Below are 26,224 nucleotides of genomic sequence, written 5' to 3'. Positions count from 1 at the left end.
CGCGTACGAGACCACGATCGGCTGACGGGCGGCGCACGGCGAGAAGTCGTCAGGGCCTCGGTGATGTCCGCTCTCCGGGCGCCCGCTCAGACCATGACGCCGCGAGCGCGACGTATATGACAGGAGCAGGCGCCCGGCAGGGGGTCGGCGGCGTCCCGCAGGGCGACCAGGAACTCACCGTGGCTCAGGCCCATGAGTTCGGCGGCCCGGGTGGACTCCATCCGCAGATGGCAGCGCAGCACGTGGGCGTCGGCGGCGCACGGCCGGCCGGCCGGACACCGGGGAGGCGATCCGTTCGCCGCGTCGACGCACGACGACAACAGGCGCCACGCGACCGCCGCGGGGTGGGAGCAGCCCAGCGCGCTCGACCAGTGCACCGCGAGTGCGGTGAGCGTGTCGTCGACGACCTGCTCGGCCGGTCCGTGCGATCCCAGCCGGGCCGTGGCGTAGGCGAGGTAGGCGTCCCGGTACAGGTCGCGGAAGGCGCGGAAGGCGATCACGGCGGTCCGGCCGCCGCGATCGCCGCGCACCGCGCCGGGCCGCCGCGGAACCAGAGGCTGGTGGGATGTCGTCATCTCGGCCGTCCCGCGCTCAGGTCGTCGGTTCGATGGTCAGGTCGGCGGCGTCCGTCATCAGCACGCTGTAGTGGATCCCCTCCCACAACGGCTTGAAGTCGGCGGCCTGGCCGCCCAGGGCCGTGACCAGAGCGCCCAACTGCTCCCACTCCGGAACCGCGTCCCCCCGGAGCACCTGTGCGACCAGCTCCGGGGCCACCCGCCCGTGGCTGCGCCGGTGGACCTGCTGGGGGGTGGGGCGTCCGGCGGCCAGATGCAGACCGCGCAGGGCCGCGCCGAGGGCGGCGATGTGCTCCGTCACGCTCTGCCGGGGCGGCCGGGTGATGCCGTGGGCGGCCTCGCACAGCAGCCTCAGCTCGCGCGGCTCCTGGCCCAGGATGCTGCACAGGTGGCAGACGAGATCCCACGACGGGAGGCGTTCGCCCGACAGGATCCTGGAGATGAACGACCGGGACAGCATGGTGCGGTCGGCCAGAGTGCGGATGCTGAGACCGCTCTCCCGCTGGAGGCGCGAGAGGGCTGCCGCCAGTCGCTGGCGCGCCGTGGCCGGCCCCTCGCCCTCGGGCGCCGGCTCGCGGTTCTCGTTCTGCTGGAGCGAGGAGACGGCCCGGGGAGAGGGAAGGGGCACGGCTCGCTGCGTCAGGGCCCGGTGGTCCAGGAGGCGGCGCACCCGGTCCGCGCTCCACTTCGCCCTGGCCGTCTCGGCGGTCACGTTCACGGCCCGGGCGACGTCGTCCCATTTGGCTCCCCTGGCACGGTTCGCCCCGACCTCGGCCGCCAGGAAGCAGTCCAGTTCCTGGTGCACCGCGCGGGCGCGCCGCACCAGCTCCGCGAGGTCCTCACCGGCGTAGGAGGCCTCCAGCAGGGCTCCGGCGAGGCGGTGGACCTCCAGCGCGATCTCCTGCCCCTGCGAGCGCTGCTCCGCACCGGTGGCGGTGCGCTCCCGGTCGCGCCGCTTCTGAGCCTGGCGGCGGTGGCCCTCGTCGCAGTAGGTGCGCCGCCTTCCGGGGCCGCTGGACCGGGGCAGTGGCGTCCCGCAGAAACCACACGCTCGATCCGCACGTTCTTCTGCCACCTGTTCTCCTCCGCGCTGCTCGTGCCGGTGTCGTCGTACCGCCCGGGAGGCGGCTGCGAGGACTCGAATACGCCCGCTTCCGAGGGGGATCTTTCGGGGTGCGGGCGGCTGGACGCCCGCCGGTGCCCGGACGGTCGTCGGCGGGGGCCGGGCTGTGGGGGCGGGGCTGCGGGCGATCGGGCTCCCAGCGGGACGAACGCCGCGACCCGGCCCGCCCGTGCGGGCCGGCCGTCGAGCTACCGGGTCGCGGCCGGCCGGTTGGGCCGTGCCGACGGGACGCGGGTGAAGGACCGTCGGAGCGTACGTCCGGCGAATTCCGGCGTGCCAACGCGGGCACGGGACGGTGCGAAACCGGTCGTCGTGAAGCTAGCGTCGGTTCCCGGCCGAGGCGCCACGGTGCCGGGGGTCGCCGAGTGATGGGGCATGAGCTTCCTTCGCGGGATCTCGTACGGGACGGCAGACGGAAGGAAGGCTTGGTTCTTGGGTTCTCCGACCGGCCAGGCGCCCCCTCGAACGCGACACTAGCCCGGTCGTGCGCGTCCACGCCACGAACTCGTGCCGTAATCCGATATGCCTGCCCGGCACGGCCTATCGGGTCGCTTCGGTGTTCGATCCAGGTAGGCGTGCGCTAATCGCGCCTGAGGTGTTGGTCATGCCAGCGCGGCGAATCGGACAATGCAGCTCGCGAATTGATCGAGAACGGTCGGAGTGTGGACCTTTGTTGGGTGGTGCACCCTCCTGGAATTTCGTCAGAGTTTCCCAGGGACAACCGGACGGCCGGCCACCGTGAGCGCGCGGGGCGCTCGCCGGTGACCGGCCGTCGGGACAGGTGGCGGGACCGCCTGGGTCAGCGCACGTCGACCCGGTCGCCGGAGCCGGTGACGCCCAGACGGGAGGAGGTGGCCTTGAACTCGGCCTTCCAGGTGCCGTCCTTCTTGGCGGCGAAGCCCTTGGAGAACACACCGCGGCTGTTCGTGCGGACGGTGGCGAGCTTGCTCCAGGTGCGGGAGCCGTCGGCCTTGAACAGGATGTTCACGGACTGGCCGGCGGTGTTCTTCCAGACGCCGTCCAGGCTGCGCAGAGTGCCCTTCACCGTGATGGTGCGGCCCTTGCGGACCGGCTCGGGGCCCGCGTTGAAGCCGGAGACGGCGCTGCGCAGCCTGACGTCCACGTAGTCGCTGGACCCGGTGGCGGCGGCGAGGTCGGCGGTCCCGGCGTAACGGGCGCGCCAGTGGCTGTCCTTGGCGGCGGTGACCGACGCCGAGAAGACGCCCGTGCTGCCGGTGGCGACCGTGGCGACCCGGCTCCAGGTGCGCCCGCCCGCGGCCATGCTCTCGATGACGACGGACGTCCGCGCCTGCGGGCGCCAGACGTCGTCCGTCGCGCCGACGGCCTGGAGCGTGCCGGTGACCTTGAGAGTGCTGCCCTTGCCGACCGGCTCGGGCGAGGCGTTGAAGGAGACGACGCGGGTGGGCACGGCGGACACGGTCAGCGTCGCGGGCGAGGTGGCCGTCTCGCCCGCGCCGTTGACGAACACGGCGCGGTAGCGGCCGGTGTTCAGCGCGCCCGTCGCCTTCACCGAGAGGGTGGTGGAGGTGGCCCCGGGCACGGTGCTCCACGTCGTTCCCCGGTCGGCGCTGCGCTCCCAGCGGACGGAGTCGGCGCCGAGGGCGGCGGCGGTGAAGGCGGCGGTGGCGCCCGAGCGGACGGTGCGCGACACGGGCTGGGCGGTCACCGCCGCGGCGCCGAAGCTCAGCGGCTGGGCGACGTCCTGGGCCCGCGAGGCCATCCAGGTGCGGTCGCCGCCGTCGTGCGAGTTGAAGCTGGTGAGGAAGCAGGCGGTGGTGCGGCAGTCCACGAGCGGGGCGCCGGAGGGAGTGAACGTCTCGGTCAGCTTCAGGGTCGCGGTGAACGTGCCGTCGGCGCCGACCTGGCGGACGTACGCCGCGTTGCCGAAGACGCTGGGGTAGGTGGTGCCGGGCAGGGCGATCGACTGGGCCAGGTACACCCCGCGACCGGGCTGGTAGCCCTTGCCGGTAACGGTGACCTGGGTCTCGGCGCCCAGTCCGGCGACCTGGCTGACCGTCAGGGTCGGGACGCTCACCGTGCCGCCGACCGCCAGGGGCTCCAGCGCCGTGCCCACCGGGTACATGGCCTGGCCCTGGAAGGAGAAGACCTTCGAGCCCTCGTCGGTGAGGGCGGCCGTGATGCCGCTCCAGTCGAGGGCGCCGCCGTCCAGCGCGCCCGCGGACGCCGTGAGCGAGGCGAACGGCACGCCTTCCGTGGTGACCGGCGCCTGCCCGCTGACGAGGTCGGTGGTCACGTCCATGTGGAGGGTGCCCCGGCCGTCCTTGAGGACGACCCGGGGGTTGGCGAGGGTGATGGCGGTGATGCCGTGGTCGGGCACGGAGTAGGTGACCGACCCGCCGAAGCGGACGTCGGCGGCGCGCCCCGCGGGGTCCACCGAACCGTGCTTGACGGGGTAACCGATCAGACCGGCCGCGTCCTTCGTCGCGCCGCCGTTCACGTTCACCGAGCCGCCCATGGCCGTGACGTAGCGGACCCAGGACGCCTTGAAGGCCCAGCCGGCCTGACCCGTCACCAGGATCGGGGCGGCGGCGGACGAACTGCCGCCGCCCCGTGCGAGGTCGGCGGCGGGCGCGGCGACGAAGGCTTCCGGGGCGGCGGACGCGGTGGGCGCGAGCACACCGACGCCTGCCGTGACGGCGGTCAGAGCGGCTATGGCGGCCAGCGGGCCGCGGCGGGGCATGGACATGCGCTGCATGTCTCCTTCGGGAAGGGGCACGGCACACCGAGGTGCGGAACCGTGCCCTGGTTTCAGGTGAAAGGAAGGGGGGATACCGGCTTCTCGGAGTGGGGGACCCGAAGACGACGTCATCATATTAGGTGAGGCTTACCTAATGTGCCACCGAATGGCGGCGACCGCTCGTACGCGCTTCATGCCCGCCCTCTGACCCATACGGAGCTAAAATGGTCTCATTCGGGCATTCGGTGCACCATCTGTGGGGCGATCGAGGTGACGATGTGGGCGCTGGGATCGAGCGGACCGGGCGTGGCTGGCTTTTCGAGGACGCCGACTTCGACTACGAGTCACGGATCGTTCTCGGCGCGGCGGCCTGCGGAACCGGAGACGTCGGAATCGTGCTGGCGACGTTGGACCGCATCGCCGACGGTGACGCGCAGAGCTGGTTCGACGCATGGGTCCGGACGGCGACCGTCCTCACCGAGCGGGGGGACGCCGCGCTGAAGGCCGGGCGTACGGCGACCGCGCGGTGGGCGCTGCTGGCGGCGGCGGAGTACTACGGCAAGGCGTTGGTCTTCATCGACGGCATGGCCGACCGATCCGTCCTCCTGCCGACGTTCCGCGAACACCGGGCCTGCTGGGAAAAGGTCGTGGACGCCTCGGAGGGGTGTTACGTCCGCGTACCGGTGCCGTGCGAGGGACAGAGCATGCCCGGCTATCTGCTGCGCCCGGACGCCAGTGGGGCATCGCGGCCGACCCTGGTGTTCACGAACGGGAGCGACGGCTCCCTGCCGGGCCTGCTCGGCTACGGAGCGGGTGAGGCCGTGGCGCGAGGGTGGAACGCCTATGTGTTCGACGGCCCCGGACAGCAGTCGATGCTCTTCGAACACGGCGTGCCCTTCCGCCACGACTGGGAAGCGGTCCTCACACCGGTGCTGGACACCCTCGTCGCGCGCCCCGACGTGGACGAGCGGGCGCTGACCGGATACGGCATCAGCCAGGGCGGCTACTGGATCACCAGGGCGCTCGCCTTCGAGCACCGGCTGCGGGCGGCGGTCGCCGACCCGGGCGTCGTCGACGTCTCCGCTCCCTGGACGGCGGCCCTGCCCGCACAGGCCCTGTCGCTCCTGCGGGACGGCCGCGGAGACGAGTTCAACGCCGTGATGAGCGCCCACGCGGACCCGGCGCAGGCGCGCACCCTCGCCTTCCGCGCCAAGCCCTACCGGGCGCGGGACCTGTTCGAGCTCTTCACCGAGGTGCGGAGATTCCAGGTCCGCGACGTCGTGAACGACATCGTCACTCCTGTACTCGTCCTGGATCCGGCCGACGAGCAGTTCTTCCCCGGCCAGTCGCGCGAGCTCTACGACCTCCTGCCGGGCGACAAGGCGATCGCCCCCTTCACCCAGGACCAGGGCGCCAACTTCCACTGCCAGCCCACCGGTCGGCGGCTGACCCACACCCTCATGCTCGACTACCTTGCCGACCGCCTCGCGCCTCCGTGACGCGTGCCCGGCCGGCCCGTGTCCGCGCGCCTCGTGTGCCGAGGGAGGCGGACGGCCTGTTCCGCACCCGACTCCCGAGGAACACCGCCATGAAGTCGTACGCACTCATCCTCAGCTTCCTCCCGCTGGTCGCCTTCTCCGTGCTGGCCCGCTGGCTGCCGGACGGCAGTATCGGCGTCGCCGCTCTGGTCGCCGCCTGCCTCGCGCTGATCGCTCTGCTGGTCGCCCGGCCCGCGCTTCCACCGAAGATCATCAACGTCGTGTCGCTGGTGCTCTTCGCCGTGTTCGCCGCTCTCGGGTTCTCGCTCGGCAGGCAGGACGACTCCTGGATGGCCACCTGGGGCGGGGCGGGCGTGGGCATCGTCCTCGGGCTGGTGATCCTCGCCCTGGTCCCGGTCCTTCCGTTCACCGAGCAGTTCGCCCGCGAGGAAGTGCCCCGATCGGACTGGCACTCCCCGACCTTCAAGAAGATCAACCGGGTGCTGAGCACCGCCTGGGGGCTCGCGATCGTGGCGCTGGGGCTCTCGCGCGTGGTGGCCGCCGCCCTGGACCAGTCCCACGCCGCCGAAGTCATCTTCGGGCTGGTCATTCCGATCGTGATCATCGTTCGGATGATCAAGTTCTCCGCCTCCTACCCGGACAGCGTCACCCGTGGGCAGAGCACCACACGGTCCTGATCCCCTTGCCTCCGCGGCGGTTCAGCCGCGCGGGGGCTTCCTCACGGACGGCCGCCGGGCCCGCTCCGTCAGGCGGAGCGGGCCGGGGCCGGATGTCGGAACGGGCTACGGGGTGAGCTTCAGGAGGCGGTCCGGCGAGCCGGGTCCCGGGTTGGTGACGACGCCGGGGGTCGCCCCGTAGGTCAGGGCGTCGGCGATCTGGGCCGGGGTCGCGGTGGGCTTGTTGGAGAGGTGGACGGCTGCGGCTCCGGCCACGTGGGGGGCGGCCATGGAGGTGCCCGAGGCGATCGCGGTGGCGGTGTCGCTGGTGTTCCAGCCGGCTGTGATCGAGGCTCCGGGGGCGAAGAGGTCGACTTCGGGTCCGTAGTTGGACCAGTCGGCCTTGGCGTCCGTATTGGTGGTGGCGCCGACGGTGATGGCCTCCTGGACCCGGGCGGGCGAGTAGTAGTAGGCGTCGTCGCTGTTGTTGCCCGCGGCGACCGCGTACGTCACGCCGTTGCCGATGGAGTTGCGTACGGCGGTGTCCAGCGCGTTGGAAGCGCTGCCGCCGAGGGACAGGTTGGCCACCGACGGACCGGAGCGGTTCTTGGTCGTCCAGTCGACGCCCGCGATGACGCCGGAGATGGTGCCACCGCCCTGGTTGTCCAGCACGCGCACGGAGACGACGTTCGCCTTCTTGGCAACGCCGTAGGTGGAGCCCGCGATGGTGGTGGCTACATGCGTGCCGTGGCCGTTGCCGTCGTCCGCGATGGCGTCACCGTCGATGGCGTCGAATCCGTGCGCGGCGCGACCGCTGATCTCCTGGTGCGTGGTCCGGACGCCGGTGTCGATGACGTAGACGGTGACTCCGCTGCCCGCGCCGGCGGGATAGGTGTACGTGGTGTCCAGCGGAAGCGCGGTCTGGTCGATGCGGTCCAGGCCCCACGGCGCGTCGGGCTGGGTCACGTTCGACAGGCTGACCCGCTGGTCCTGTTCGACAGCGGCGACCGCCGGGTCGGCGGCCACCCGCTCGGCCTCGGCGGCGGAGAGATTTGCGCTGTATCCGTTCAGCGCGGTGTCGAAGGTCCGCTCCACCGTGCCGCCGTACTTTTCGATCAGATCCTCACCCGTGGCCGAGGAAGCCTTGAACCCCGCGCCCCGCTCCAGGGTCACGATGTAACTGCCCGGAATCGGGGTGGAACTGTTCGTGGCGACGCTGCCGCCCTCACCGCCCTCTCCGGACGCCGCCTGAGCGGGGGCGGCGGCGAGGCCGCCCGCGCAGGCCGCGGCCAGAGCCCCGGTTATCGCGGCGGTGCGCATCTTCCTGTTCGTCGGTCGCATGCTCATGGGAGATCCTTGGGGGAGGAGGAGACGGGAGGTGGTGTTCCGCTGTTTTGCGTCTCCATCGTCCAGCCGCGTCCGGCCGGGGGACCCCCGGATAACTCCCTAGCCTGGCTCACGGCCTCAGCCGTGGGCCAGGGCCCGGCCGAGGAGCGGCAGCAGCCGGTCCCAGTGGTGCTGACGTGCGGAAGGGCTGAACGCGGCGGCGTCGGACATGGTGAAGCCGTGAACGGAGCCGGCGTAGACCTCACAGGTGTAGGGCACGCCCGCGGCTCGCAGGGCGTCGTCGACCTCGCCCATGGCCTCGGGGGACAGATCGTTCTCGGCGAGGCCGAGGTGGACCCGGGCGGTGAGCGCGGGCATGACCCGGTGCGGACTGTCGGACGCCTCGGTGACCAGACCGGCGGGGTGGAACCCGGCGACGGCGGCCACCGGGCCCAGGTGGGCGGCTGCGACGCGGACGGCCAGGGCCGCGCCCAGGCAGTAGCCGATCACGGCCACCGGCGCGGGGCCGACCTCGGGCCGGGCCGTGAGGAATCCCAGGTAGGCGTCGGCATCGCGCCGGACACGCTCGGCGGTGGCGTCGGCCGTGGACAAGGGCATCAGCCGGGCGACGATCTCCGGACGGGCCTCTTCCGAGATGTGATCGGGAAGATCGATCAGCGGGGCCGGGCCGTGCCGGTAGAAGAGGTGGGGCACGAGTACGTAGTACCCGGACTCGGCCAGTTCGCAGGCGATGTCCCGGATCGCGGGCCGGAGGCCGAAGATGTCGGTGTACAGCAGCACTCCCGGGTGCTGCCGGGCATCGTCGGGAAACGCGGCGAACGCGTCCGCCCGGCCGTCCGCCGTGGGAATCTGCAAGGTGGTGGTGGTCGGCATCGCGGTCTTCCCTCTCAGGACGGTGGGGCCCGTCGACGCGGGCCCGAGCCGTCGCTGTCACGGAGTCGCCGGGCGGGAACGGCAGCGGGCGGAAACGGCAGGCGGGGCGGCCGGTGAACGCCGGCCGCCCTCTGCGCCGACAGGGCCTCTACAGAGAGGTGAACAACTCGTCCTGGGCGAACGGTCCGTTCTGGTCGCTGGGGGAGTCCAGCACACCTGTGACGATGACCGCTCCGGCGGCGAACGGTGTGGAGTTTCCGCTGGTGACGTCGATCTCGGCGACGTGCGTGTTGCCGTCGCAGGTGGGGGTGGCCTGACCGCTGCCGAAACCGGCGAACGACTGGTTCACGATGGCGACGAGCTCTGTGTCGGCCGGGAGGCCGGAGGGGCAGGAGTAGGAGATGTCGACGCTGACGGTGACGCCGCTCAGGGTCGCGCTCGTGACCAGGAGCGTCGAGGTTCCCGGAGTACCGGTGTCGGGGGGCGTCGTCGGGCTGGTGGTCGTGATGATCGGGCCGGTCTTGATGGCATTCGCCGTCGCGGACGATCCCGCGCCGTTGGCGATGGCGATGGCGGTGGCGCCGGAATCGCCGCCGTGCTGCGTGGCCGTGGCGGGCGTGGCGGTGGCGGCGAAACCGGCGGCGGTCACTGCCAAGGCGACGAGCGAGGTGCGGATGCGCACGAGGTTTCCTTTCCGAGGAGCGGACCGGCTCCTGAACGCCCGCCCGCACACGCATGGGTACCGCAGCGACCACTTCGAGCCCAAGCGTGTCGCCGCGTGTGCCCCTCTCCCGCGTCACACGTTGGTCCGAATGACCTCTTCGGGCCGAGTAGTTGCGGTGGGGCGCGTCGTACCGCCCGGCGGAGGCGGTCAGGGTGCCGCAGGCTTTTCGACCTCGCGCCAGAAGTCGATGAGCGTCTGCTGGGACTTCAGGCCGAGTTCGAGGACCGCCCGCCGCGGTGAACCGGGCCGCAGCGCGGCGGCGATCGTGGCGTACAGGCTCAGCCGCTCGGTATGGGCCTTGATCTGCTCTTCGGCGAGCCGCACGACGGCGGCGTCCGCGTCCGCGTCGTGCCCGGGCTCCGCCTCGTCCCCGCTCAGGGGCTGGAAGTAGAGCCGCAGCGCGCCCTCGTCACGTACCTCGGACACCGTCCCCGTCGGGGTCGCCAGCCACCCCCGGAGCTCGGCCCGGCCCCTCGGCGTGATCGCGAGCGTCCGCCGCCGTCGGCCGTTCTCCTCCCTCCGCTCGGCGATCAGACCGCGCCGCACCAGGCGCCCGGCCTCGGCGTAGAGCTGGGAGCGGGGAAACGCCCAGAAGTGCCCGACGCCCTCTTGGACGAGTTGGTCCAGCCGGTACGGGTTGGCCTCGCCGTGCTCCTCCAGCAGGCCGAGTACCACATAGGAGTTGACGGACAGTGGTGACACGACGGCCTCCCGGTTCGGATGTTCCGGATCTCAATATTTCATACGGCACCGTTCGCTATGTACGTTCGCGAGTGTCGAAAGGAGCACCGGAATGACCGGCACGGCAGGAGAGAATTTTTACCTCCGCGGCAATTTCGCCCCGGTCGAAGAGGAGGTGAGCGCTGCGGATCTGCCCGTCACCGGGGTGCTGCCGCGCGAACTCAACGGCCGTTACCTGCGCATCGGCCCCAATCTGCGAACCCCCGTCGACACCGCCACTTACCATTGGTTCACCGGGCCGGGAATGGTGCACGGAATCCGGCTGCGGGACGGCAGGGCCGAGTGGTACCGCAGCCGCTTCGTCCAGGGCGGCGACGGCGCCCCCGTCGACGGCGGTCCGCCGAAGAGCAACGCCGACGGTGCGCCGAACACCAACGTCTTCTGCCATGGCGGGCGCATCCTGGCGGTCGACGAGGGCGGCCGGGCCCCCATCCAGCTCACCCCCGACCTCGGGGGCATGGCGGTGTGGGACTGCGACGGCGCACTCGGGCGCGGCTTCGCCCCGCACCCGAAGACGGACCCGGAGACCGGCGACCTCCACGCCGTCACGTACCACATGGAGTCCGCGACCGTCCGTCATCTCGTCCTGGATCGCGAGGGCACCGCCACCCACACCACCGACATAGCCGTCGACGACGTGCCACTGATGCACGACATGGCGCTGACCCGCACCCGTGTCATCGTTTTCGACCTCCCCGTCACCCCGGCCGCCGGTCTGCGCCGGGCCCGGTCGGGCAACGCGCCCACGAACCTGCCCATGATGTGGGACGAGCAGCATCCCTCCCGGATCGGCCTCCTGCCGATCGGGGCCGCCGGCGACCGGATTCAGTGGATCGACGTGCCGCGCTGCTTCGTCTTCCATGTGCTCAACGCGTACGACGACCCCGACGGCAGCGTCACCCTGGACGTCGTCCGGTACGACGCGGTCTTCCGGACCGACATGAACGGACCCGGGGACACCGTGCCGAAACTCGTCCGCTGGACCGTGAACCCGGCCACCGGCACCACCGACGAGCAGACGATCTGCTCCTACGGCGTCGAGTTCCCGCGCATCGACGCCTCGCTGACCGGCCGCCGCCACCGCTACGGATGGTTCGCCGGGGTCGGTGAGCACGGCGTCGCGATCACCGACGACGTGGAGCGCCGCTACACCCGTGACGGCTTCGAGACCGGCCCCCTCGTCAAGGTCGACACCGTCACCGGCCGCAGCGAGATCAGCCACTACGGCCCCGGCCGGGTCACCATGGAGCCGGAATTCGTACCCCGGCCCGGAGCGCAGGAGGAGGACGACGGCTGGATCATGTCCGTCGTCCATGACGGCAACACCGACAGGGCCGAACTCGTCATCCTGGACGCCGCCGACATCACCGCCGCCCCCATCGCCCGCGTCCACCTGCCGAACCGCGTTCCGTTCGGCTTCCACGGCAACTGGGTGGACGACCGTGACATCGCCTGACGGCGACGTCGGTCCTCCGCGTAGGACGGCCTGTCCTTCCGGACGGGATCGGAGCTGATCGGCGTTCAGGAGCGCCTGCTTCCGCGCGGGCGACGGTGTCGCCCGCGCGGGCGGGCGCGTCCGCCGCAGGCGAGGGACGGACGGGCGGTTAGCAGCACGGTGAGAGCGAAGGCCGCGCCCAGAGCGGGCAGCGAAGCGCTCGCGAGGGGATGGCCCGCGAGGCGTCCGGAGAGCGCGGTGCCGGCGGCCTGCCCGACACCGATCGACAGGATCAGCCACGCGTACGCCTCGCTGGTCCGGCCCCGGGGCGCGAGATCGTCGGTGGTCGCGTAGGCGCAGCCGACGACGACCGTGAGGAACGCGCCGGGAACCGCCACCGCGACGGTCAGCGACGGGGGTTCGTGAAGGGCGAGGAGCGGCGTCCACCCGGCCAGGAACGCGGCTCCCGCGGCGAGGAGTTGGCCGACGGCCGTGCCGCACCAGGTCCGACGCCCGTAGACGAGTCCGCCGATGAGACTGCCGGTCGCGAAGGCGGCGGGGACGATCCCGGACAGCAGGTCCTGTCCGTGGCGCTCCGCCAGGGTGACCGCCCAGACGTTCAGCGCGCCGATCGAGAACCCGGTACCGGTGAGGGAGAGGAGCAGCAGCACCAGACCGGGGCTCCTCAGCTGCCGCCGCATCGGTCCGGCGGCCCTCGCCGACTGCGCGAGATGCCAGCGGCGGGAAGGCGGCGCGCAGGCGACGACCGCGGTGCCGGCCATGCCGAGCGCGGCGGCGGCGGCCAGGGCCAGCGAGGCACTGTGCACGGAGGTGAGTACGGCCACGAGGAGCGGGCCGACGATGTACACGAGGCCCTGGCTGCCCGTGTCGAGGGCGAGTGCGGCGTGCCGCAGCGGAGAGGGCGGCAGCAGGCTCGGCCACAGGGCGCGGAGTCCTGCCTCCAGAGGCGGCGCGGTCAGGCCGGCGGCGGCGACGATCGCCGTGGCGAGCGCCGGTCTGCTCTGGGGGTCGGCGGCCGGCAGGGTCAGGAGGAGGAAGGAGTTGAGGAGGGCCGCGGGTAAGTGCACGGCGGTCTGCCCGTAGCCGTCCATCAGGCGGCCCTTGACCGGCTGCGAGAGCGCGGAGGCCAGTGAGTACAGCGCGCTGAGCGGTCCGCCGAAGGCGATGCCTCCTCCGGCCGCCGAGGTCCACAGCAGGATGGCCACGGGCGCCATGCCGTTGGGAAGGCGGCCGGTGAGGGTGCCGCCGAGCAGGCGTGCGACGTACGGGCTGCTCAACACGGCGGCGTACGAGGCGCGCGGGGCCGGGGCCGGGGGTGCGGTCAGGGACAACGGGGGCTTTCTCTCGGAACGACGAAGCGGAGGAGCGGCGGGGTCCGTGGAGACGCGTACGTGGCCGCGTGTCACGCGGGCCGCCGCGCCGGGCCCGACAGGGGACAGCCCTCAGGCGCGCGTGGGCGGGCGGGTCGTCGCCGGTCTGCGCTTCGGGGGAGCCGTCCTCGACCCCGGACGGCGGCGTGTCGCGCGGGCCGCTTCAGGAATTCCCGCGCCGGTGGATGACGCCACTGTGCATCTCCTCTTCCCGCTTCGCATGCGCGCGATTCCTGATGCCGGAAAGGGAATGACCGGCTGTCCGGATCGCGTGTTCGCCGGAGTGGTGGTCTCTCGGACGCGGCCGGCGACCAATTGCCGCCGGCCGCCTCGGAACCGCTGCTCAGCGGGCGGCCTCGACGTTTCGTCAGCCGTGCCGTGTCGCGAGGGTGTGCGTCATTGTGCCGTCGCCGCCCGACGCGATCAACACAGAGAGGCACCGGCGGGAGAGTTGTTGTGAATAGCGAAACACGGCGGTCAATTTATGGGCTTCTGCGTGATTTATTGACAGCGGATTCTTTGTGAAAGCAGCGGGCGGACCGATCCGGCGCTCGGGCGTCCGGGAGAACGCCGAAAAGGTCGGGACAGCCCTTGGGCCGTCGCCCGTACTCGTCCGCAGCCGCTTCCCGGTGCGGCTCAGTGGCCGCGCGCGATCCACTCCGCCAGGTGCGGGGCCTCGTCGCCGATCGTGCTGGTGTCGCCGTGGCCCGGGCGGACCACGGTCCGCGGCGGCAGCGTGAGCAGCCGGTCCCCGATCGACCCGACGATCGTCGGGAAGTCGGAGAACGACCGCCCGGTCGCCCCGGGGCCGCCCCGGAAGAGGGTGTCCCCGGTGAAGACCGTCTCCAGCTCCGGGGCGTGCAGGCACACGGCGCCGGGCGCGTGACCGGGTGTGTGCAGCACGGTCAGCTCCGTACCGGCGACCCGCAGGACCTGCCCGTCGGACAACTCCCCGTCCGGCCGCAGGTCCGGATGCGTCCGCTGCCACAGCACCCGGTCGTCCGGGTGCAGCAGGACCGGCGCTCCGGTCAGCCCGGCCAGCGCGGGCGCGGCGTTGACGTGGTCGTCGTGGGCGTGGGTGCACACGATGGCGACCACCGCGCGCCCGCCCACGGCTCCGGCGATCGCGTCGGCGTCGTGGGCCGCGTCGATGACGACGACCTCACGGTCGTCGCCCACGATCCACACGTTGTTGTCGACCTCCCAGGTGCCGCCGTCCAGCGAGAACGTCCCCGACGTGACCAGACGGTCGACGCGTACGCCGGTCACAGCAGCACCACCGAACGGAGCACGTCGCCCTCGTGCATCCGGGCGAAGGCATCCTCGACGCCCTCCAGCCCGATGGTCTCGGTGACGAAGGCGTCCAGGTCCAGCCGCCCCTGCCGGTACAGGTCGATCAGCATCGGGAAGTCCCGGGACGGCAGGCAGTCCCCGTACCAGGAGGACTTCAGCGCACCGCCGCGTCCGAACACGTCCAGGAGCGGCAGGTCCACGCGCATCTCGGGCGTCGGCACCCCGACGAGCACCACGGTGCCCGCCAGGTCACGGGCGTAGAAGGCCTGCTCGTACGTCTCCGGGCGGCCGACCGCGTCGATGACGACGTCCGCGCCGTGGCCCCCGGTCAGCGACCGGATCGCCTCCACGGCGTCCTGCGTGCGGGAGTTGACCGTGTGGGTGGCGCCGAGGCCGCGCGCGGCCTCCAGCTTCCGGTCGTCGATGTCCACGGCGATGACGCGTCCGGCGCCGGCCAGCGCCGCGCCCGCGACGGCCGCCGTGCCGACGCCGCCGCAGCCGATCACGGCCACGGAGTCGCCGCGGGTGACCGCGCCGGTGTTGATGGCCGCCCCGATGCCCGCCATCACGCCGCAGCCGAGCAGACCGGCCGCGGCGGGGGAGGCGGCCGGATCGACCTTCGTGCACTGGCCGGCCGCGACCAGGGTCTTCTCGGCGAACGCGCCGATGCCCAGGGCCGGGGACAGCTCGGTGCCGTCCGCCAGGGTCATGCGCTGCTTCGCGTTGTGGGTGTCGAAGCAGTACCAGGGACGGCCGCGGCGGCAGGCCCGGCACCGGCCGCAGACGGCGCGCCAGTTGAGCACCACGAAGTCACCGGGCGCGACCTCCGTCACGCCCTCGCCCACGGACTCGACCGTACCGGCCGCCTCGTGCCCCAGGAGGAAGGGGAAGTCGTCGCCGATCCCGCCCTCGCGGTAGTGCAGGTCGGTGTGGCAGACGCCGCACGACCGGATCTTCACCACGGCCTCGCCGGGACCGGGGTCGGGTACCACGATCGTCTCCAGCCGGACGGGCTCGCCCTTCGCCCGGGCGACCACTCCTCGTACTTCCTGTGCCATGCGCACGGCCCTTCTCGTCGTTCGTTCTCTCGTGGTTCGGGTGTCGCCGTCGAGGACTCCTCGTCCGGCCGGTCCCGGGTCCCGGAGCGCACGTCGCACGCTCCGGGGCCCGGCGTTCCGCCGCCGGACGCGTCCCGTTCGTCAGGGGAGGTGGCGCGAGATGACCAGCCGCATGATGTCGGAGGTGCCCTCCTCGATCTCCTCCAGCTTGGCGTCCCGCATCCACTGCTCCACCGGGTACTCGCGCGAGTAGCCCCAGCCGCCGAGGGTCTGCACGGCCGCCCAGGTGCAGAACATCGCGGTCGACGAGGCAGTCAGCTTCGCCATGGCGGCCAGACCGGTCACGTCCGCCCCGGCGTCCACCGCCCGGGCCGCCCGCAGCACCAGCATCCGCGCGCCCTCGATCCGGTTCGCCATGTCGGCCAGCCGGAACGCGACGGCCTGGTGCTCGATGATCGGCTTGCCGAACTGGACCCGGGTCCGTGCGTAGTCCCTGGCGTACTCGTACGCGGCCCGCGCCGCACCCACCGAGGCCGCGCCCAGGACGATGCGGGAGATGTCGAAGGTGCGCATCAGGCCGTGGAAGCCCTGGCCCTCCTCGCCGAGCCGGTTGGCCTCCGGCACGAACGCGCCGGAGAAGTACAGCTCCCGGCAGACGATCGCCCGCTGGCCCATCTTCCGCATCGGCTCACCGACGCTGAGCCCCTCGGTGTCCGCGTCCACGAGCAGGGCGGTGACGCCCTTGGAGCGCTGGGTGGGGTCGGTCTTGGCGAAGACGACGTAGAAGCGGGCCGCTCCGGCGTTGGAGATCCACGCCTTCTGGCCGTCCAGGACGTACCCGCCCTCGACGCGCCGGGCGGTGGTCCGGATGGACGCCGCGTCGGATCCCGCGTCGGGCTCGGTGGTGGCGAGCGCCGTCATCGGCGCGTCCGGGCCGGTGAGCGGCGTCAGCCAGCGCCGCTTCTGCTCCTCGGTGCCCAGCTCCAGAACCGGGTCCGCGAAGAACCCGTTGGAACACATGAGGTTGCCGATGCCGGGGTCGCCGAAGCACAGCTCCTCCTGGACGAGGCACTGGGTGAACACGTCGGTGAAGCCGCCGCCGCCGATCTCGGCGGGCAGCATGAAGTCGGTGATCCCGATCTTGGCGGCCTTGCGCCAGATGTCGACGGGGGTGACGACGTCGGCCTCGTCGACCTCGCGGCCCCGCGGGCGGATCTCGTTGCGGGCGAAGTCGCGGCACAGTCGCACGACGTCGCGCTGTTCCTCGGTGAGGGGCCACGGTTCGTCGATGGCGTTCATGGTTTCCTCCGGTGGCGGGTTGGGGCGGGGCCGTGGACCGGCGGCCGGGGCGGCGCGGGGCCGGCCGGACCGCCGTGGTTCATCGGGCGTGTTCCTCGGGCAGGTGGATGAGGGTGGGCCGGTCGGCGGCGAGCGCCTCCTCCAGGGACCGGGCCAACCGGTCGGATCCGTCGACCCGTACGCCGTGGCAGCCCATGGCCCGCGCGATGGCGGGGAAGTCCGGGCCCGGCAGGTCGACGGCGTGGACGGGGTCCTCACGGGCGGCCATCTCGTCGCGGATCTCCCCGTAGCCGCCGTTGTCCGAGACGACGACGGGCAGCGGGAGGCGCAACTGGGCCGCCGAGGCGAGTTCCTGGACGGTGAACATGATCCCGCCGTCTCCGTGCAGGGCGACCACGGGCGCGTCGGGGCGGGCCAGCTTGGCGCCGATCGCGGCCGGCAGCCCGTAGCCGAGGGTTCCCAGGCCGGTCGGGTAGAGGAACGACCGGGGGTGGTGGGCGGGCAGGTTGGACAGCGCGCCGTAGTAGCAGGCCATGGCGGAGTCCCCGACGAGGAAGCCGTCCTGGCCGAGCGCCTGGGCCAGGGCCGATACGAGACCGAGGTAGGCGGCCCCCTCGGTACGCGCCTGCGCCGCGAACGCGGACCGGGCCGCGGCGGCGCGGTCGTGGCCCGACGCGGGCGGCGCGGGCCGGAGCCGGTCCCCGATCGCCCGCAGGGCGAGAGCCGCGTCGGCGACGACGGCGACGTCGGGCCGGGCGTTGGTGATGACGGCCTGGGCGTCCACGTCGATCCGCACCAGGGGCCCGCCGGGGGTGAGCGGACCGATCCACAGGTCGGCGGGTGAGAGCTCGGTGCCGACGGCGAGCACCGCGTCGCTCTCGCGTACGAGGTCGCGCACCGCCTCGTGGTGCACCCCGGCGCCGATGGCGAGCGGGTGCCCGTCCGCGAGGACGCCCTTGCCGTTCGCGGTCGTGACGACGGGAGCGCCGAGCCGCTCGGCCACGGCGAGGAGTTCGGCGGAGGCCCCGCTGCAACCGCCGCCCGCGATGATCACGGGCCGGCGCGCATCGCCGAGCACCCGCGCGGCGGCCTCGGCCTGCTCCGCGCCCGGGGCGGCGGGCGGCACCGGGACCGGCTCGACGAGGTGGAGCGGCCCCCGCTCGTCGAGCAGGTCGAGCGGGATCTCCAGGTGCACCGGCCGCGGCCGTCCGGTCGCCATCGCGGCGTACGCCTGGGCGACGGCCAGCGGGATCTCCTCGACGCTGGTGACGCGATGGCTGTAGGCCACGACGGCGTCCAGCGCGGCGCGCTGGTCCTTGACCTCGTGCAGGTAGCCGTTGCCGCGGCCGGGGTGGCGCACCGGCAGGCCGGGCGAGACGAGCAGCACGGGCACCGAGTCGGAGTACGCCTGGGCCGCCGCCGTCGCGGCGTTGAGCAGAGCCGGCCCGGTGGTGGTCAGGCAGACGCCGGGCCGTCCGCCGGCGCGGGCCCAGCCGTCCGCGGCGAACGCGCCGCCCTGCTCGTGGCGGGGCGAGACGTGCCGGATGCCGTGCCCGGCGAGCGCGGCGTAGATCGGCAGGTTGTGGGTTCCGGGGATGCCGAAGACCGTGTCCGCGCCGTGCACCTCCAGGGCGGCGACCAGCGCCTCGCCACCCGTGACGTCGGCGCTCACGCGCTGTCCTGCTCGGTGGTGTACACGGACTTGCCGAGCCACTGGCCGCCGTCGACGACCAGGACGTCGCCGGTGACGTAGGCGGACCGGTCGCTCAGCAGGAACGCCGCGGACTCGGCCACCTCCTCCGGGGTGGTGAACCGGGCCGCCGGAACGCTGCCGAGCACGCGTTCGCGGGCGGCCGGGGTCGGCCACAGCGCCGCGGCTGCGCCCTCGGTCTCGGTCGGGCCCGGGGCGATGCAGTTGAGGCGGACGCCGCGGGCGGCCCACTCCACCGCGAGGGTCCGCGTCATGGCGAGGACGCCGGCCTTGGCCGCGGCGCTGTGGACGGTGCCCGGATGCCCGTGCCAGGCGTAGCTGGCGATGACGTTGAGGACGACCCCGCCGCTCTGCGGCAGCATGTGCCGGGCGGCGGCCCGGGTGCAGTGGAAGGTTCCGTTGAGGACGATGTCGATGACCGCCTTCCAGCCGTTCGGGGACATCTCCTCGCCCGGCAGGACGAAGTTGCCCGCGGCGTTGTTCACCAGCGCGTCGAGCCGGCCGTGCCGCGCGGCCACCTCGTCCACGGCGGCGTCCACGGCGGCGGCGTCGCGTACGTCGCACGACACCGTGTCGGCCCGTCCGCCGGCGGCCTCGATGAGTTCGACCGTCTCCAGCAGCGCGTCCTCGCGCCGCCCGAGGACGGTCACCCGGCCGCCCCCGGCCGCCCAACGCCGGGCTACGGCCCGGCCGATGCCCGATCCGCCGCCGGTGACCAGGGCCACCCGTCCGCTGAATTCGTCGGCCTGTACGTGGTGTGTCATGACTCTCCCTTGGTGTCGGGGGCGTGGTCGTCCCGGTGCGTGACGAGCAGCGCGTCGACGGCGATCGCGCCGTCGGCACCGGCCCGCAGGGGGTTGATCTCCAGTTCGGTGTCGTCTCCGGCGAGCCGGGCGACCAGGCGGGACACCGCGACCACGGCCCGGGCCAGCGACCCGGTGTCCACCGGCGGCCGTCCGCGCCACCCGGCCAGGAGCGGCGCGCAGCGCAGCGAGCGGAGCATCGCGTGCGCCTGCTCCAGGTCCACCGGCGCGCACTCGGTGACCGAGTCGCGGTGCAGTTCGGCCTCGGTGCCGCCGGCGCCCACGGTGACCATGGGCCCCAGGCGGGCGTCGCGCCGTCCGCCGAGGATGAGTTCGACCACGTCGGGCCGTACGTCCTGCTCCTCCAGGACGTAGGCTCCGTCGCCCAGCCTCGCGTGCATCTCGGTGAAGGCCGAGGCCGCGCTCGGCCCGTCCGGCAGCCCGACGCGCACGCCGCCCGCCTCGCTCTTGTGCTCCAGCCAGCCGGCCTTGAGCACGTAGGGCGGGCGCAGGAGTTCCGCGGCGTCGGCGACCTGTCCGGCGTCGGCGACCTGACGCGCTCCGGGGAACGCGATGCCCGCGTCGCTCAGCAGGCCGCGGGCCGGCCAGTATCCCGACCCGGCCGGGACCGCCGCCGCTCCGGCCGGGGGCGCGAGCGACCGGCCGGGGCTGGACCGCAGGGCCACCGCGCCGGCGAGCGCGTCGGTGGCGGCGTCGATGGTGGCGAACACGGGGACCCCGGCCTCCCGCAGGACGCGGGTCGCCGCGCCCTCGGCGCCCATGGAGTGCAGAAGCAGCGGGCGGCCCATCTCCCTTGCGGCCTCGGCCAGTTCGGCCGCGACGCGCTGCTCGGCCTCGGCGAGCGCCGGGCTGTCGAGCCCGTACCGCCCGAAGTAGCCGGACAGCACGACGCTGTCGACCTCGCCGGACCGCAGCAGGCGTACGGCCGTCTCGCGGTAGGTGCCGAGATCCCGTTCGCCCGCGCCCGCGAGGTCGACCGGGTTGGCGGTGGCGGCCCCGTCGGGCAGGAGGGCCGCGAGGTCGGCGGCCAGCGGCGCGCTCAGTTCCGGCACCCGGATGCCGCGGCGGCCGGCGCGGTCGGCCGCGAGCGCGCCCTGTCCGCCGCTGTCGCTGACGATCCCGAGCCTGGGCCCGTCGGGGAGGGCGCCGGCCAGCAGGCAGGCGGCGACGTCGACCAAGGCGGCCGGGGTGTCGACCCGCAGCGCTCCGGCGGCGCGGCAGGCGGCGTCGACGAGTTCCATGGGCGAGGTCAGCGCGCTGGTGTGGGAGCGTGCGGCACGGGCCCCGGCCTCGCTGCTGCCGACCGCGAGGAGGACGACGGGCTTGCCGGCGGCGCGCAGCGCCCTGATCGCGTCGAAGATCCGCCGCCCGTCCTGGAAGCTTTCGAGGTAGACGCCGACCGCGCGGGTCGTGTCGTGGTCGACGAGGTCCTCCAGCAGCTCGGCGGTGGTGACGTCGAGCTGGCTGCCCACCGAGACGAAGCGGGATATGCCGAGGCCGGCCCGCTGGGCGAGCAGCGCGATCTCGCTTCCCACCTGGCCGCTCTGGGAGACCACGGCGAGGTGGCCGGCAGGGAAGTCGCCCCAGGTGATCTGGAGGGCGGACTCGGCGTCGAACAGCCCGAGGCTGCTCGGGCCGATCATCCGCGCGCCGGCGGCGGCGACCCGGGCGGCGAGCCCGGACCCGTCCGGCACTCCGGCGGTGATGCCGAGCAGTCCGCGCACCCCCAGGGCGAGCGCCTGGCCCACCACGCCCGGAACCTCCCGGGCGGGCACGCAGAAGGCGACGAGTTCGGGGACGTCGGGCAGGTCGTCCAGCGAGGCGGCGGCGGGACGGCCGAAGAGTTCGCCGCCGCTGCGGGTGACCAGGTGGACGGCGCGCCGGTCGCGGCCGGCGAGTGCGCCGCGGGCGAGCCAGTACCCCCACTTGGCCGGGTTGGCGGACGCGCCGACGACGGCCACGGAGGCCGGATCCCGGAAGACGGCGAGGCCGCTGTTCCGGGCTCCGGGGGAGTGCGGGCTTTCAGTCATGGTGCTGACATCTCCTCTGGGCCGAGAGGCGGTGGTGGTGGGGCCCGGCTGCGCGCCGGCGTCCGGCGGGGTGGGACGGGAGGCCGCGGGGCCGGCCGGTGCGACGCGGGGCTTCCGACGCCGGGTGCCATTCCGGCCGACGGTCGCGGTACGGGTGCCCGCTTCCGCCGATCGCCGGTCTCTTACTGACCGGCGGTGCAGTTGCCTGCTCGGTAGCCTGTGGCGGCCGGCCGGGCTTTGTCAATGCCTTGACGACCGATTTTCCTGACTGGCGAATCAGTCAGTGGCGAGGCTCCGGAAACCGCGGGAGGCCACCGCCGCGGCGGCGGTGCGACGGCCGGCGTGACCTACTCTCTGGACGTGACCCGAAACCGCAAGGACCCCGGCCTGCGGCGCGGGGAGATACTTCGCGCCACCGTCGCCCGGATCGAGAAGCACGGCGTCCAGCCCCTGCGCATAGCCGACGTGGCGCGTGACCTCGACGTCAGCCCCGCCCTGGTGATCTACCACTTCCGGACCAAGGAGGCGCTGATCGGCGACGCCTTCACCTGGGCCGTGCAGCGGGACCTGGACCGCCTGGCCCGGCTGACCGCCGGATCCACGACCGCGTTGCGGCGCCTGACGACCGCCCTGCGCTGGTACGGGCCGACCCAGGGCTCCAAGGGCTGGACCCTGTGGATCGAGGGCTGGGCCGCCGCGCTGCGCGACCCCGGCATGCGGACCGTCGGCAGGGAACTCGACCTGCGCTGGAAGGAGGCGCTGGGCGCGATCATCCAGGACGGGGTGAGCGCGGGCGAGTTCGCGGTGGACGATCCGCGCGGGGCCGCCTGGCGGATCACCGCCCTGCTGGACGGCGTCGCCGTGCAGACCGTGGTCCACCGCGACACCCGCGACCGTGAGCAGACCGCGGTGTGGTCCCGGCAGATCGTCGCCCGCGAGCTGGGGGTGGAGCCGTCCGCCCTCGAAGACGCCTGATCAGCCGCCCCCGGTGCGGGCCCGCCGACGTGCCCGTACCGCCGGAAGTCGCGGCGTCGCACGGAGAACAGCCGCCCCCGACGCTTGACAGGCGGGAATCGGCTACTGCATCGTCGTTCAGTATTGATCCCTCGGCCGGTCCGCTCCGCGTGGCCCCGCCGGGTGCCGATCCGGCCACCGAGAGTGGTTCCCGAGCTCATCCGTCGCCGCCCTGCCCCGGCCGAACGCCGGGCACGCGCGAGGGCTGGCTCCGCGTCGAGAGGCCCATACATGAACGTGAACACAGGGACCGAGACGTTCGACGTCGTCGTCGTCGGTCTGGGAGGACTCGGCTCCGCCACCGCGTGGCGGCTCGCCGCCGCCGGACAGCGCGTGCTGGGACTGGAGCAGTTCGAGTTCGGCCACGACCGGGGGGCGTCCCACGACACCTCCCGCATCCTCCGGCACAGCTACCACCGCCCCGACTACGTACGCCTGACCAAGGAGGCGTACGACGACTGGGCCCATCTGGAACAGGAGTCGGGCCGGGCGTTCGTCACGCGGACCGGCGGGATCGACCTCTGCCCCGCGGACTCACCGCTCCCGCTGGACGACTACTGGCGCAGCCTCTCCGCCGAGGGGATCTCCTACGAGCTCCTGGACGCGGACGAGGTACGGAGCCGCTGGGGCCAGATCTCCGTGCCCGACGGCACGACCGCGCTCTACCAGGAGCGCACCTCCATCGTCCCCGCGGCCCGGTCCACCGAGGCCATGCAGCGACTGGCCGTGGCGGCCGGCGCCACCCTGCGGGACAACACCCCGGTCACCGGCCTGCGGCACGGCCTCGACGGGGTCGAGGTCGTCACCGAGCACGGGCGCTACTCCGCCGGCCAGGTCGTCCTGTGCACCGACGCGTGGGCCAACACCCTGCTCAGGCCCCTCGGGTGGGACATCCCCATCACGACGCTGGAGGAGCAGGTCACCTACTTCGAACCGACGGAACCCGCCCGCTTCACGCCGGAGGTCTTCCCCGTCTGGATCTGGCTGGACGACCCCTGCTTCTACGGCTTCCCGTCCTACGGCGAGGCCACGGTGAAGGCCGGACAGGACTGTGGAGGCCCCGAGGTCAGCCCCGAGCGGCGCTCGGGCGCCACCGACGCGGTCATGCTCGACCGACTGTCCCGGTTCATGGGCGAGCGCTTCCCGCACAGCGGGCGGGCCATCCGCTCCAAGCGCTGCCTGTACACCCTCACTCCCGACCGCGACTTCGTCCTCGGCCCGGTGCCCGGCGCGGAGCGTGTCCTGGTGGGCCTCGGCGCGGCCCACGCCTTCAAGTTCGCGCCGACCCTCGGCCGGATGCTGGCAGCCCTCGTCCAGGACCCCTCCCTGGCGCACACCGACGCGTACAGCACGTTCCGGCTCGACCGTCCCGCGCTGACCGACCCCGACCACCCGGTCAACTGGATGACCTGACCGCCGCCCGGCCCCAGCCTTCCCGCCCGCCTCCCACGGCGGCGCGCGGGAGGCGCGGGCCGCCCCTCCCCACTCCCGAGAACGCACCGTCTGCGACGCGTGCCCGCACTGGACGGAAGCCATGACAGCGAACCCGCCGAGCACCGGATCCACCCCACCGCCCCACCTCCAGGTCACCTGGACCGACCCCGTCACCGGACGCGAGGGGTACGTCGTCATAGACCGGCTGGTCAGAGGCGTCTCCAGCGGCGGTCTGCGCATGCGCGAGGGGTGCACCCTCGACGAGGTCCGCGGACTGGCCGCCGGAATGAGCCGCAAGGAAGCACTCCACTACGACCCGGCGAACCGCTACATCCCGCTGGGCGGCGCGAAGGGCGGCATCGACTGCAGCCCGCACGACCCGCAGGCCCGGGCGGTCCTCGGCCGCTACCTCGACGCCGTCCGCTCGATCCTCAAGCACCACTGGACCACCGGTGAGGACCTCGGACTGCGCCAGGACACCATCGACGACGTCCTCGCCGAACTGGGGGTGGACAGCTCCATCGAGGCCATCTACCCGCTCCTGGACGACGCCGCCGGGGCCCGCGCACGACTGGCGGACGCGTTCGCCGTCGACGTGGACGGCGTCCTGCTCGCCGACCTGGTCGGCGGGCTCGGCGTCGCGGAGTCGGCCCTCACCGCGCTCGACCACCTCGGCATCGGCCGCACCGCGGCACGCGCCGTCGTCCAGGGGTTCGGGTCGATGGGCGGCGCGACCGCGCGCTACCTCGCCCAGGCGGGCGTGCGCGTCGTCGCCCTGGCCGACGCCCGGGGCGTGGTCCACAACCCGGACGGGCTCGACGTCGAACGGCTGCTGCTCACCCGCGACGGCCTGGGCGGAATCGACCGCTCCCAGCTCCGGCCGGGCGACAGCGAGGCCGACGGGGACACGTGGCTCGACATCGACTGCGAGATCCTGGTCCCGGCGGCCGTCTCGTACTGCATCGGCGCGGCCGAACAGGGACGTGTCACCGCCCGGATCATCGCCGAGGCCGCCAACATGCCGACCCTCCCCGAGGCGGAAGCCGCCCTGCACGCGCGCGGCACGCTCGTCCTGCCGGACTTCGTGGCCAACTCGGCGACCAACGCCTGGTGGTGGTGGACCCTCTTCGGCGACATCGGGGCCGACGCCGACCAGGCGCAGCGCAAGGTCCGCGACGCCATGAGCCGGCTGACCGCCGACATGCTCACGGGCGCCGAGGAGCACGGCGTCACGCCGCGCGAGGCCGCCCTGCGCGTGGTCGACCGCAACATGGACGCCATCGAGACCCGGTTCGGACGGCCGGGCGAGCCCGCCGCCGCGTACGCGAACGGAGGCCGCCATGGCGACCCGCGCTGAACTCGTCGTGATCGGCGGCGGCCTGATGGGCGCCGCCACCGCCTGGGCCGCTTCCCGCCGCGGCCTGTCGGTGCTGCTGCTGGAGCAGTTCCCGCCCGGACACACCCGGGGCAGCTCGCACGGCAGCTCCCGTATCGTGCGGCGCGGCTACGAGGACGCCCTGTACACCCGGCTGACCGGGCGCTCCTTCGAGCTGTGGCGGGAACTGGAGCTGGACTCCGGCGCCTCCCTGCTGCGCATGCTCGGCAGCATCGACTTCGGCACCCGCCCGTACGCCGAATCCGTCGCCGCCCAGCTCGCCGCCGCGGGAGTGGCGCACGAGGTGCTCGGCGCGGACGAAGCCGAACGCCGCTGGCCCGGTATGCGCTTCGAGGGCCCGGTCGTCCACCACGGGCAGGGCGGCACGGTCGACGCCGCCGCGGCGGTCGCCGCGTTCACGGACACCGCGGTCCGCCGGGGGGCGGTCGTCCGCCACGGCAGCGCGGTGGCGTCCCTGGAGGCGGCCGGGGACGGCGCCCGGGTCGAGCTGGCCGACGGCGGCACGGTCCTCGCCGACCGCGTCGTCGTCGCGGCCGGCGGGTGGACCGGCGAACTGCTCGCCGGACACGTCGAGCTGCCGCCGCTGACCGTCACCCAGCAGGACACCTTCCACTTCCCGCGCCTGGACCCGACCGCCGCCGCCTGGCCCAGCGTGCTCCACGAGCAGGGAGCGGGCGTCTACCACCTCGCCGGCGGGCGGGACGGCGGGCCGGCCGACGACCGCAAGATCGGCGAGCACTACACCGGCCGGAGCACGACGGCCGGCGGCCGCGACGGCGTGGTCACCGCCGAATCGCGGGCGCGAGCCGTGGAGTACGTGAAACGGTGGCTCCCCGGATTGGATCCCGTGCCCCGGAGCGAGACCAGCTGCCTGTTCACCTTCACACCGAGCGAGGACTTCCTGCTCGACCGGGTCGGGCCGTTCGTCGTCTGCTCGCCCTGTTCGGGGCACGGTGCGAAATTCGCCCCGCTCATCGGCGAACTCACCGTCGGCCTGGTGACCGGCGACGCCACGGTGCCGGAGCCCTTCCGACTCGCCGCGCACCTCTCGCGCACCTCCGGGACGAACTGACGGGCAGGGC

General features: G+C 73.1%; 21 protein-coding genes. 7 read left to right on the top strand and 14 right to left on the bottom strand.

What is annotated here, in order from left to right; genetic code table 11:
• Positions 1-86: 86 nt before the first annotated feature.
• The 3 genes from EES43_RS30415 to EES43_RS00185 all read right to left on the bottom strand — a co-directional run bounded on the left by EES43_RS30415 (position 87) and on the right by EES43_RS00185 (position 4,426).
• Positions 87-575, bottom strand: a complete 489-nt coding sequence (locus EES43_RS30415; RefSeq protein WP_164493080.1) for a hypothetical protein — start codon at positions 573-575, stop codon at positions 87-89.
• A gap of 16 nt (positions 576-591) precedes the next feature.
• Entirely contained in the window at positions 592-1,650 is a 1,059-nt protein-coding gene (locus EES43_RS30410; RefSeq protein WP_164493079.1) for a helix-turn-helix domain-containing protein, read from the bottom strand.
• 847 nt (positions 1,651-2,497) lie between these two features.
• Entirely contained in the window at positions 2,498-4,426 is a 1,929-nt protein-coding gene (locus EES43_RS00185) for an HtaA domain-containing protein (RefSeq protein ID WP_124266729.1), read from the bottom strand.
• A gap of 269 nt (positions 4,427-4,695) precedes the next feature.
• On the opposite strand from EES43_RS00185, the gene EES43_RS00180 reads away from it, so the two are divergent.
• Positions 4,696-5,916, top strand: coding sequence for an alpha/beta hydrolase family protein (locus EES43_RS00180; RefSeq protein WP_206429969.1), 1,221 nt, complete (start codon positions 4,696-4,698; stop codon positions 5,914-5,916).
• Positions 5,917-6,005: 89 nt separating this feature from the next.
• Positions 6,006-6,593, top strand: coding sequence for a hypothetical protein (locus EES43_RS00175; RefSeq protein ID WP_124266728.1), 588 nt, complete (start codon positions 6,006-6,008; stop codon positions 6,591-6,593).
• A gap of 105 nt (positions 6,594-6,698) precedes the next feature.
• Here the strand turns inward: EES43_RS00175 and EES43_RS00170 are convergent, their stop codons facing one another.
• From EES43_RS00170 to EES43_RS00155, 4 genes are all read right to left on the bottom strand, one after another.
• Positions 6,699-7,919 carry a S8 family peptidase gene (locus EES43_RS00170; protein ID WP_124266727.1) on the bottom strand — a complete coding sequence of 407 codons (1,221 nt, stop codon included), beginning with the start codon at positions 7,917-7,919 and terminating at the stop codon, positions 6,699-6,701.
• 117 nt (positions 7,920-8,036) lie between these two features.
• Complete coding sequence (locus tag EES43_RS00165; protein WP_124266726.1) at positions 8,037-8,792, bottom strand: dienelactone hydrolase family protein; 756 nt, start codon at positions 8,790-8,792, stop codon at positions 8,037-8,039.
• A gap of 148 nt (positions 8,793-8,940) precedes the next feature.
• Positions 8,941-9,474, bottom strand: coding sequence for a hypothetical protein (locus EES43_RS00160; protein WP_124266725.1), 534 nt, complete (start codon positions 9,472-9,474; stop codon positions 8,941-8,943).
• A gap of 189 nt (positions 9,475-9,663) precedes the next feature.
• A complete protein-coding gene (locus EES43_RS00155) occupies positions 9,664-10,218 on the bottom strand; it encodes a PadR family transcriptional regulator (RefSeq protein ID WP_124266724.1) in 555 nt (184 codons plus the stop codon).
• Between the two features lie 91 nt (positions 10,219-10,309).
• Between EES43_RS00155 and EES43_RS00150 the strand changes: the two genes are divergently transcribed.
• Entirely contained in the window at positions 10,310-11,713 is a 1,404-nt protein-coding gene (locus EES43_RS00150; RefSeq protein WP_124266723.1) for a carotenoid oxygenase family protein, read from the top strand.
• Between the two features lie 65 nt (positions 11,714-11,778).
• Here the strand turns inward: EES43_RS00150 and EES43_RS00145 are convergent, their stop codons facing one another.
• The 7 genes from EES43_RS00145 to EES43_RS00115 all read right to left on the bottom strand — a co-directional run bounded on the left by EES43_RS00145 (position 11,779) and on the right by EES43_RS00115 (position 21,298).
• The gene (locus EES43_RS00145; RefSeq protein ID WP_124266722.1) at positions 11,779-13,044 is read right to left on the bottom strand and encodes an MFS transporter; all 1,266 of its coding nucleotides are present in this window, start codon (positions 13,042-13,044) and stop codon (positions 11,779-11,781) included.
• 675 nt (positions 13,045-13,719) lie between these two features.
• On the bottom strand, positions 13,720-14,352 hold the full coding sequence (locus tag EES43_RS00140) for an MBL fold metallo-hydrolase (protein ID WP_124266721.1): 633 nt from the start codon (positions 14,350-14,352) through the stop codon (positions 13,720-13,722).
• Positions 14,349-15,434, bottom strand: coding sequence for an S-(hydroxymethyl)mycothiol dehydrogenase (locus EES43_RS00135; protein WP_124266720.1), 1,086 nt, complete (start codon positions 15,432-15,434; stop codon positions 14,349-14,351). Before EES43_RS00135 ends, EES43_RS00140 begins: the two co-directional genes overlap by 4 nt.
• 141 nt (positions 15,435-15,575) lie before the next feature.
• Positions 15,576-16,733, bottom strand: a complete 1,158-nt coding sequence (locus tag EES43_RS00130; RefSeq protein WP_124266719.1) for an acyl-CoA dehydrogenase family protein — start codon at positions 16,731-16,733, stop codon at positions 15,576-15,578.
• A 79-nt stretch (positions 16,734-16,812) separates the two neighbouring features.
• Positions 16,813-18,405, bottom strand: coding sequence for a 5-guanidino-2-oxopentanoate decarboxylase (locus EES43_RS00125; RefSeq protein ID WP_124266718.1), 1,593 nt, complete (start codon positions 18,403-18,405; stop codon positions 16,813-16,815).
• Positions 18,402-19,208, bottom strand: a complete 807-nt coding sequence (locus tag EES43_RS00120) for an SDR family oxidoreductase (RefSeq protein ID WP_124266717.1) — start codon at positions 19,206-19,208, stop codon at positions 18,402-18,404. Before EES43_RS00120 ends, EES43_RS00125 begins: the two co-directional genes overlap by 4 nt.
• Positions 19,205-21,298 carry an acetate--CoA ligase family protein gene (locus EES43_RS00115; protein ID WP_124266716.1) on the bottom strand — a complete coding sequence of 698 codons (2,094 nt, stop codon included), beginning with the start codon at positions 21,296-21,298 and terminating at the stop codon, positions 19,205-19,207. Before EES43_RS00115 ends, EES43_RS00120 begins: the two co-directional genes overlap by 4 nt.
• Before the next feature lie 360 nt (positions 21,299-21,658).
• Between EES43_RS00115 and EES43_RS00110 the strand changes: the two genes are divergently transcribed.
• The 4 genes from EES43_RS00110 to EES43_RS00095 all read left to right on the top strand — a co-directional run bounded on the left by EES43_RS00110 (position 21,659) and on the right by EES43_RS00095 (position 26,214).
• Positions 21,659-22,273 carry a TetR/AcrR family transcriptional regulator gene (locus tag EES43_RS00110; protein WP_241192298.1) on the top strand — a complete coding sequence of 205 codons (615 nt, stop codon included), beginning with the start codon at positions 21,659-21,661 and terminating at the stop codon, positions 22,271-22,273.
• Between the two features lie 270 nt (positions 22,274-22,543).
• Positions 22,544-23,725: an N-methyl-L-tryptophan oxidase gene (gene solA / locus EES43_RS00105; RefSeq protein WP_124266715.1), complete on the top strand. Its 1,182-nt coding sequence runs from the start codon at positions 22,544-22,546 to the stop codon at positions 23,723-23,725.
• Between the two features lie 121 nt (positions 23,726-23,846).
• Positions 23,847-25,103 carry a Glu/Leu/Phe/Val dehydrogenase dimerization domain-containing protein gene (locus tag EES43_RS00100; RefSeq protein ID WP_124266714.1) on the top strand — a complete coding sequence of 419 codons (1,257 nt, stop codon included), beginning with the start codon at positions 23,847-23,849 and terminating at the stop codon, positions 25,101-25,103.
• On the top strand, positions 25,087-26,214 hold the full coding sequence (locus tag EES43_RS00095) for an FAD-dependent oxidoreductase (RefSeq protein WP_124266713.1): 1,128 nt from the start codon (positions 25,087-25,089) through the stop codon (positions 26,212-26,214). The genes EES43_RS00100 and EES43_RS00095 overlap by 17 nt, the downstream gene beginning before the upstream one ends.
• The last annotated feature ends 10 nt before the right edge of the window (positions 26,215-26,224 follow it).

The organism is Streptomyces sp. ADI96-02 (assembly GCF_003846185.1).
Classification (GTDB): domain Bacteria; phylum Actinomycetota; class Actinomycetes; order Streptomycetales; family Streptomycetaceae; genus Streptomyces.
Note: the sequence above shows the minus strand (reverse complement) of the source record. Positions and strands in the feature narration are given on the sequence as shown.